The organism is Brevundimonas sp., from assembly GCF_018608325.1.
Lineage (GTDB): Bacteria > Pseudomonadota > Alphaproteobacteria > Caulobacterales > Caulobacteraceae > Brevundimonas.
The window spans coordinates 10,053-18,729 of sequence record NZ_JABAZW010000037.1 but is presented as its reverse complement, the minus strand read 5'-3'; the positions used below and the strand labels follow the sequence as shown (position 1 = coordinate 18,729).

At 65.5% G+C, this 8,677-nt stretch carries 9 protein-coding genes and 1 tRNA gene; 3 read left to right on the top strand and 7 right to left on the bottom strand.

The window, feature by feature from the left end:
* On the top strand, positions 1–2,857 hold a 2,857-nt coding region (locus tag QZ281_RS04020), incomplete at its 5' end, for an error-prone DNA polymerase (RefSeq protein ID WP_292224989.1).
* A gap of 16 nt (positions 2,858–2,873) precedes the next feature.
* Entirely contained in the window at positions 2,874–3,401 is a 528-nt protein-coding gene (locus tag QZ281_RS04015; RefSeq protein WP_292224987.1) for an OB-fold nucleic acid binding domain-containing protein, read from the top strand.
* Between the two features lie 220 nt (positions 3,402–3,621).
* Here QZ281_RS04015 and QZ281_RS04010 read toward each other — a convergent pair whose 3' ends face one another.
* The 7 genes from QZ281_RS04010 to QZ281_RS03980 form a co-directional block, all read right to left on the bottom strand.
* Positions 3,622–4,029 carry a hypothetical protein gene (locus QZ281_RS04010; protein ID WP_292224985.1) on the bottom strand — a complete coding sequence of 136 codons (408 nt, stop codon included), beginning with the start codon at positions 4,027–4,029 and terminating at the stop codon, positions 3,622–3,624.
* 465 nt (positions 4,030–4,494) lie between these two features.
* A tRNA-Gly gene (locus tag QZ281_RS04005) sits at positions 4,495–4,569 on the bottom strand.
* Between the two features lie 109 nt (positions 4,570–4,678).
* Positions 4,679–5,647, bottom strand: coding sequence for a TraB/GumN family protein (locus QZ281_RS04000; protein ID WP_292224982.1), 969 nt, complete (start codon positions 5,645–5,647; stop codon positions 4,679–4,681).
* A gap of 43 nt (positions 5,648–5,690) precedes the next feature.
* Positions 5,691–6,341, bottom strand: a complete 651-nt coding sequence (locus tag QZ281_RS03995; RefSeq protein WP_292224979.1) for a hypothetical protein — start codon at positions 6,339–6,341, stop codon at positions 5,691–5,693.
* 9 nt (positions 6,342–6,350) lie between these two features.
* Positions 6,351–6,539 carry a helix-turn-helix transcriptional regulator gene (locus QZ281_RS03990; RefSeq protein WP_201101015.1) on the bottom strand — a complete coding sequence of 63 codons (189 nt, stop codon included), beginning with the start codon at positions 6,537–6,539 and terminating at the stop codon, positions 6,351–6,353.
* Between the two features lie 3 nt (positions 6,540–6,542).
* A complete protein-coding gene (locus tag QZ281_RS03985; RefSeq protein ID WP_292224977.1) occupies positions 6,543–7,001 on the bottom strand; it encodes a hypothetical protein in 459 nt (152 codons plus the stop codon).
* Positions 7,002–7,092: 91 nt separating this feature from the next.
* Positions 7,093–8,307 (bottom strand): DNA recombination protein RmuC, encoded by a 1,215-nt coding sequence (locus QZ281_RS03980; protein ID WP_292224975.1) that lies wholly within the window; start codon positions 8,305–8,307, stop codon positions 7,093–7,095.
* A 114-nt stretch (positions 8,308–8,421) separates the two neighbouring features.
* Here QZ281_RS03980 and QZ281_RS03975 point away from each other — a divergent pair.
* Positions 8,422–8,677, top strand: a 256-nt coding sequence (locus QZ281_RS03975) for a hypothetical protein (protein WP_292224974.1), incomplete at its 3' end; no start/stop codon positions are given.

Here is an 8,677-nt window from a genome sequence, read left to right as displayed (position 1 = left end):
GCCTGTTCGCATGAGCGCGCCCGATCCTTGTGGCGACTACGCTGAGTTGGCGACGGCCAGCAACTTCTCCTTCCTGCGCGGCGCCTCGCATCCCAAGGATCTGGTGCTGACGGCGATCCTGCGCGGCCACGTCGGACTGGGGTTGGCCGACCGCAACACCGTGGCGGGCGTGGTGCGGGCCTGGAGCGCGCTGAAGGAGATTCGTGTCGAGGGCCTGGCCCCGCCGGACAGGATGCGCGAGGGCGGCAGTCCCGGCGAGATCGCCTTCATCGAAAACCCGCTGAACGATCCCGCCCTGTCCGAAGAGGTGAAGCGCCGCGCGGCGGACTTCCGCCTGCTGACCGGGGCGCGACTGGTGTTCAACGACGGGACGCCGGACGTCATCGCCTATCCGGAGACCCGGGCGGGCTGGGGCCGACTGACGCGTCTGCTGACCCTGGGCAACAGGCGGACGAAAAAGGGCGAATGCGAGATTGGCCTGCGCGACCTGCTGGCCGATACTGAAGACCTGCTGCTGATCCTCGTCCCGCCGAACGGGATGTCGGAGCTGGAGGAGGTGCTGACCCGCATGACCGAGGCGGCGCCGGGCGCTGTCTGGCTGGGCGCGGCCATGCACAGGCGCGGCGACGACCGGCGACGACTGGCCCGGCTCAAGATGATGGCGGAGCGGGCCCATGTTCCTCTGCTGGCGCTCAACGACGTTCTCTACGCCGCCCCGGATGACCGCGACCTGCAGGACGTCCTGACCTGCATCCGCGAGGGCGTGACCATCGAAACCGCCGGCCGTCGGTTGGAGACCAACGCCGAACGCTGGCTGAAACCGTCAGCCGAAATGATGCATCTGTTCCGGGAGGCGCCCGAAGCCATACGCGAAACGACCGCCCTCCTGTCGCGCGCGACTTTCGATCTGTCTGAGCTCAGCTATCAGTACCCGGAAGAGCCAGTTCCGCCCGATTGGCCCCCGCAGGCCTGGCTGGAAGAGCTTACGGGCCGTCACGCCGCCATGCGCTATCCCGCCGGCGTTCCTGACAAGGTGCAGGCCCTGCTGGACAAGGAACTGGCCTTTATCGCCCGCAAGGACATCGCCCCCTATTTCCTGACCATCTTCGACATCGTCCGCGTGGCGCGTGACAAGCGCATCCTGTGTCAGGGACGGGGTTCGGCGGCGAACTCGGCGGTCTGCTACGTCCTGGGCATCACCTCGGTCGACCCGATGGAGTCCGACCTGCTGTTCGAACGCTTCCTATCCGAGGATCGAAACGAACCGCCCGACATCGACGTGGATTTCGAGCATGAGCGGCGTGAAGAGATCATCCAGCACATCTACGAACGCTACGGCCGCCACCGCGCCGGCATCGCCTCCACCGTCATCCACTTCCGCCCCCGAAGCGCCATCCGCGAGGTGGGCAAGGTTCTGGGCCTGACCGAAGACGTCACCGCTCGTCTGGCTTCCAGCCACTGGGGCAGTTGGGGAACCGAGATCGGCGACCGCCACGTTGTTCAGGCGGGGCTGGATGTGGCCAATCCCATGATCGCCCGTGCTGTCGAAATGGCGTCCCGCCTGCTGAACTTCCCGCGCCATCTCAGTCAGCACGTCGGGGGTTTCGTCCTGACCCAGGACCGGCTGGACGAAATGGTTCCTATCGGCAACGCCGCCATGCCCGACCGCACCTTCATCGAATGGGACAAGGACGACATCGACGCCCTGCGCCTGATGAAGGTCGATGTCCTGGCGCTCGGCATGCTGACCTGCATCCGCAAGGCCTTCGATCTGATCCGCACGCATGAGCATGAGGACTGGGAACTGCACACCCTCCCGCGCGAGGATCCGGCCGTTTACGACATGCTGTGTCGGGGGCAGTCCATTGGAGTCTTCCAGGTCGAAAGCCGGGCCCAGATCAACATGCTGCCCCGGCTGAGGCCCCGCTGCCTGTATGACCTCGTCATCCAGGTCGCCATCGTCCGCCCCGGCCCGATCCAGGGCGACATGGTTCACCCCTATCTACGTCGCCGCAACGGTGTGGAGGAAGTCGTCTATTCCTCGCCCTCCCCCGACCACGGTCCGCCCGACGAACTCGAACAGGTGCTGCACAAGACCCTGGGTGTGCCCCTGTTTCAGGAGCAGGCGATGAAACTGGCCATCGTCGCCGCCGAGTTCAGCGACGGCGAGGCCAACGGCCTGCGCAAGGCCATGGGCACCTTCCGCGGCGACGGCAGCCTGCATACCTATGAAACCCGGATGGTCGGGCGGATGGTCGAACGTGGCTATGATCCAGCCTTCGCCCAGCGCTGCTTCGAGCAGATCAAGGGCTTCGGCTCCTACGGCTTCCCCGAGAGCCACGCCGCCAGCTTCGCCCGTCTGGTCTATGTCTCGTCGTGGATCAAACACCGCCACCCCGCGGCCTTCGCCTGCGCCCTGCTGAACAGCCAGCCCATGGGCTTCTATGCGCCGGCCCAGATCGTGCGCGAGGCGCAGGAGGTCGGCCGGGTCGAGGTGCGCCCCATCGACGTCTCTCACAGCGACTGGGACAGCAGTCTGGAAGGGTCTGCGGACGCCCCCATCCTGCGTCTGGGCCTGCGCCAGATCGACGGCTTCAGGGGGGATTGGGCCAAGGCCCTGTCGGCGGCGCGAACCGAGACGCCCTTCACCGATGTCGAAACCCTGGCCCGGCGCGCCGAATTACCCGCAGCCGCCATGCGCAAGCTGGCCGACGCCGACGCCTTCCGCTCCCTGGGCCAGGACCGTCGCGAGGCCCTGTGGGCGGTGCGCCGCCTGCCCGACGACGCCCCCCCTGCCCCTGTTCGCGGCGGCCGAGGCGCGCGAACGCGGCGCTCGCGAACTGGGCGCCGAACCTGACGCCCAACTTCCGCTGATGCCGCTGGGCGAACACGTCGCCGCCGACTACCAGACCGCGCGTCTGTCGCTGAAGGCTCACCCCATGGCCATCCTGCGTTCCGCCTTCGCCGCCGAGCGGGTCCTGACCTGCGCCGCGACCGAGGCCAAACGCGGCGGCTCCCTGGTGCAGGTCGCGGGCGTGGTGCTGGTGCGTCAGCGACCGGGAAAGGGCAACGCTGTCTTCGTCACTCTGGAGGACGAAACCGGCATCACCAACATCGTCCTCTGGGCGCGGATGCTCGACCAGTACCGACGCGAGATCATGGGCGCCCGTCTGATGCAGGTCGAAGGCCTGGTCGAGAAAAGCCCCGAAGGCGTCGTCCACGTCGTCGCCCGTCGCGTCATCGACCGCAGCGCCGAACTGTCCCGCCTGTCAGAAGACCACGAGACCGACATCCAACTGGCCCGCGCCGACATCATCGCCCACCCGCAACCGCCGCGACACCCGCCGCACCGGCATCCGCGGCACGTGTGCATCCTGCCGGGATCGCGGGATTTCCACTAAACACCATAAGCGGTCATTGGTCTCTACGCCGTAACGAGCGAGCAGATAGTTGGGCGTGCGTGTCTCCCGCCGCCCCGCGCCCTGTCCCCCGTTCGCCATCACCCCCTCGGCTCCGCCTCATCGCCCCGCGCTCCCTGCCCACCGATGACGACAGAAACCTCACCGGATCGCGCCAGTTTTGCGAAGATGGCCAGTTCAGTCCTCGCAGACGGCGTGGGCCTTATGCCGTCTGGAGCATCCCGGTCAGGTGCTCATGCCGGGCATGGCTCAATCGGTATCCGGACAACAGCACCGCACAGGCAATGGCGGCGATAGTCGGCGTCAGGCCGTTCAGCGCGTCAATGATGGTTGTCGTTGTCGCGTCGGGCACCACGCCTGGCGCGTAGCCTGCTGTCGAAAGCCATGAGCCCAGCATCAAGCCGCCATGAACCAGATCAGCGACAAGGTGCCGCTCGCTCCAACTCCGGTCGGAGTCATGGCTCCACAAGCCAAGCACATGCTGACGAGGCCAAGCCAGAACAAGAAGATAAAACCAGCGCCTTATACAGATCCGCACCGAGCAATTCGGCAGACGCAGCGGCCTCGCCGATCGCATGAAGTACGATGAGAGGTGCTTTCTGATCGACACTGGGTTCGCCACAGCCTGCATCGTTCCGTCTGCGTGAACGAGCAGGTCACCAAGATAGGTGAGCGGATCAACTCGGGGCCTCGCATGCGGATTTGAGCACCGCCTTGGATCGAGCGGCATCAGTACTGACGCGTAAGGAAAGCCGCTTTACCCAGAATAATGCCCCAAGAGAGCTTGCCTCCAAGCTCAAGGCTCTGAATTCCGCTAAGTAACGAGACCCAGCGAGGTTCGCCTCGTAGCGATGAGGTTCACGACCTCGACCGCGACAAGACGTTTCGCCCCCATCGGGCTTGCTTGGCGCAGTCCATTGCCGAGCGCAAAAAGACTAGCCTAGCAGCAGACATCTCGAACCGACGCTTAGATTCAGAAGGCGACTCTCCATCAAGAACAAACGCTGCCGAAATTTCAAAACGAATGCAAAAACCACAAAACACGACCGAGACGAACTCTCTAAGTCATTGAATTTGGAGCGGGTGAGGGGAATCGAACCCCTGACATTCAGCTTGGGAAGCTGACGTTCTACCTCTGAACTACACCCGCGCCGGGCGGTCGGAGCAGCGTCGCATGGACGGCTCGACCTGTGATCCCTTAGCGGCGCGGGCGGTTCGGCTCAAGGCGAGATGCGGCGGCGGACCGCCGCATCCTGATCTTACTGTACGGCTTCGACGGTGACGCCGCGCGACTTCAGGATGGCCTGGACGCTGTCCTCTCCGGCCAGGTGGGCGGCGCCGACGGCGATGAAGCTGGTGCCGGAGCCTTGCAGCATCGTCTGGATCTGGTTGGCCCAGTCCGTGTTCCGCTCGACCAGCAGCACCTTGTAAAGCTCGGGCGAGTCCGACTTCATTTCCTGAACCGCGACGCGGTCCAGAGTGGCGACGTCGCCCTGAGCCCAGGCGCTGACCATGGCATCGAGCACAGTCGTGGCCTCGTCATAGTTCTTCAGCGTCTCGCGCAGGAAGGCCAGTTGCGTGTCGTCGGGCAGGTTGGCCAACATGCCGATCTGATTGTCCAGCGTCTCGAAGCCGTGGATCGGCTTTCCCGCCGCCTCGGCGCGCGCCTTCAGGGCCATTTCGACGCCGGACTTGGGATCATAGCCCGCCTTGACCAGAGGGGCGACCGACAGGCTGAGCGCGGCCAGCCAGGGCTTCATGATGTCCATCTGCGCCGCGCTGGCGCCGATGGCCTTGGCGGCCTCGTCCAGTTCCGCGACTTCCTCGGGCGTCAGGCGGCTGCTGAGCGGCGTCTGCGGCGACAGGCCGTGCTGCTGGATCAGGGGGATGATGGCGGCCTGATCATCGGGATTGCTGATCTCGAACCAGATGTCGGAGGCGCTGTCGAAGGCCTGGGTCACGCGCGGGCTGGCCCAACCGGTCGTCGGGCGCAGCACATGGATCGAGCCGAACAGATACAGGGTCGAATCCGCATCCTTGACCACCCACAGGGCCGGACCTTGCCCTTGAATGGCGGGATGGGCGGCGGGGGCGGCATCCTGGGAATGGGCGTGGGCCTGACCAGGGACGCCCGAGAGGGCTAAGAACAGGGCCAGACCACCGGCGGCGCCGACGGCGGCGCGGGCAAGGTTGGCGCAGGAGGTCTTGAGGACGGCGGACAGCTTCATGGAGGCTCCTTGATCGTCGTGGATCAGATGTGGATTTTCAGGATCAGGCCAGGCCGCGGCGCAGGCTGACGGCGAGAGAGGCGGTGAGATAGATGGCCATCAGGACGGCGTAGATGTCCCAGGCGGTGAGCGGCGTGGCGACGCCCATACGCTCGGCGGCGGCCCAGATGAAAAGCAGACCCTGCCCCAGGAAGAAGGCGATGGTCGCCGTCTCCAGCACCGAGCGGCGCAGCAGTTCGTCGGCCTGCTGATAGACGCGCCAGTTCATCACCGTATGAGCGACGAACAGCACGGCGATGGCGGCGACGCCAAAGACTGGCGACAGACCAATCAGGCTGAACACCATCGGCAACAGCAGGATGACGCCAGAAAAGCCCATAACCAGGGCCTGGAAGCGTGCGACCGCGATCTCCTCAGCGGACGCTGCTCCCTCCAGCTTGTACATGCGGCCAAGGCGGCGGGCGTCCAGGCTGGTGATCAGCACCGCAATCATCCCGAAGATCAGACCGCCCGCCAGCAGGCAGGCCAGCACGTCAGACCATCTTACGTCGGCCGCAGGCAGGGCGTGGGGAAAGACTTCAGCGGCGAGATGACCCACGCCATAGCCCGCCACGCCGCAGACGGCGACAATCAGGGCGAAACCGCCGAGCGGGCGAGCCCATTGCGGCACGGATTTGGAAGACAGGTTCGTCATGGCGAGGTCCTATTCCGAGAAGATGGATTCGATGGGCTGTTCGAAGATCCGGGCGATCTTGAACGCGAGCGGCAGGGAGGGGTCGTAGCGACCGGTCTCCAGCGCATTGACGGTCTGACGGGATACGCCCAGCACCTCGGCCAGATGGGCCTGAGACCAGTCACGCTCGGCGCGCAGAACCTTGAGACGATTGTTCATGGCTCAGCCCCGCATCCGCGCCAGCCACCACCACGACCAGACAGCGACATAGCCGATCATCATCGGCGCCAGCATCAGGGCCGCGCCCGTCAGCATGTAGTCGACCGGCTGTCCGCCCGTGCCGATGATCTTGGCGATCACGTCGCGCCACGGGCCCGCCGAGGCGAGAATGAAGGCGATGCCGCCGACGCACATGCCGCCCGACCCGCCCCAGTACCAGGCCGACTTGTGGGCTTCGCGCGCCGCCTCATCGATGGAGCGCATCCATTCGGCGCCGATCCACAACGCACCCGCCATCATGCCCACGGCATAGATGCCGAACACGGTCAGTATGGCCACGCCGTCAGCAAACCAGCCTGCCTTCTCACCGTAACCGGCGAGAATCGCGCCGGGTATCAGAAACCCGATGCCTGCGCCCAAGGTGATGGCGGTCGCCTTCGTTACCTTCGACCATTCGCGCATTCGTCAATACCCCTTGTCTAAATGACAAGCGTATTTGTCACAGCATCTCAAGCCTTGTCAAGCGAGCTTTCCACATTTCCTGGCGCGCGTTTCAATCGCCGGTCGGCGCGATCAGTTCCGGGCGGCTGATGATGCGGGGCGCCGTTTCGACAGGCGCCAACTCCGGCAGAGCCTTGCCCTCATGATCGACCTGCAGGTCTTCGAAGCGGCGGGCCGAGACCATGACCTGGCTTTCCAGCGAACCGACGAACTGGTTGTACTTGCCGACCGCCTGATCCAGCGCGCGGCCGACGGCGGAGGCGTGGCCGCCCATGACCGACAGACGCTTGTAAAGTTCGCGCCCCAGAGCAGCGACCTTGTCGGCGTTGGCCGCCTGCTCCTCGGCGCGCCAGCCGTAGGCGACCGCCTTGCACAGGGCGAACAGGGTCGAGGGCGTGGCGATGACAACGCGGGATTCCATGGCGTTCGACAGCAGATCGGGGTCGTGATCCAGCGCCGTGGCCAGGAAGCTGTCCCCCGGCACGAACAGGACGACGAAATCCGGGCTGGGCTTGAACTGGTCCTGATAGGCCTTGGTCGACAGCTGGCGGACGTGGGTCTTCAGGCTGGCGGCGGTGCGCAGGCCGACCGAACGGGCGCGCGCCTCTTCGTCCCCCTCGCCTTCATCAAAGGCCAGCGGCACCTTGGCGTCGATCACGAACATGCCGCCGCCGGGCAGGCGGACGATGAAGTCGGGACGATTCTGACGCCCCTCGTCGTCGGCGCTGGACGTCTGTTCAGTGAAGTCGAACCGACCGGCCATGCCCGCGGCCTCCAGCACATTGCGGCAGGTCTGTTCGCCCCAGCGCCCGCGCCGCCCGGTGTTGCCGCGCAGGGCCTCGGTCAGTTTGCGGGCCTCGTCGCGCGTGGCCGATGAGGCCGTCATCAGGGCCGCCAGTTGTTCGCGCAGACCGCCGGTTTCCTCGGCGCGGGTCTTTTCCAACGCAGCGACATGCTCCTGGAACTTGGTCAGGGTGTCGGCGACAGGCTTCAACTGGGCCGCCATCCGCTCGCGCGCCAACTGGTCCTGCGCGCGGAAGGTCTCGGTCGCGCGGCTGACCATCTGGTCCGCCACCACCTGCGCCGATTGCGCCGCCTGCGCGCGCAGCAGTTCGCCCATGGTGATCCGGCTTTCCTCGACCAGATCAATCCTCGCCTCAGCCGCCGCCAGATCGCCGCGCGTCCTCTGCCAACCCATATAGGCCCACAGGAAACCGCCCCCCAGAGCGGCGGCGAGAACGGCGAGAATGAGCGAGAGCGTGTTCATGCTCCGTTCCTAGCGGGAGTCGCTGCGGTTTTGAAGCGGAGGGGACATTTCAGGAACATCGGCGGTCCGCTGACGTTGATTTGACTGCATCCCTTCATTCGATGAGAGGCGCCCATGACACCCCTGGAACCCAACCGCCATGACAAGGCCGCCGATGCGGTCCACGAAGGCCGCCCGGTCGAGGCTCAATATGTGCGCGGCGGACGACGCAATCCGCGCATGCTGGTGCTGCTGTTATTGTCGACCGGCGCGGTCGCCATCCTGCTCCTGGGCATGTGGCTTTTGTCCAACAGCGGCTTCAAGGGCGAGAACCAGACCGCCAGCGAACAGGCGGCGCAGGCGCGGACCTTTGATGACGCCGGCAGCATTC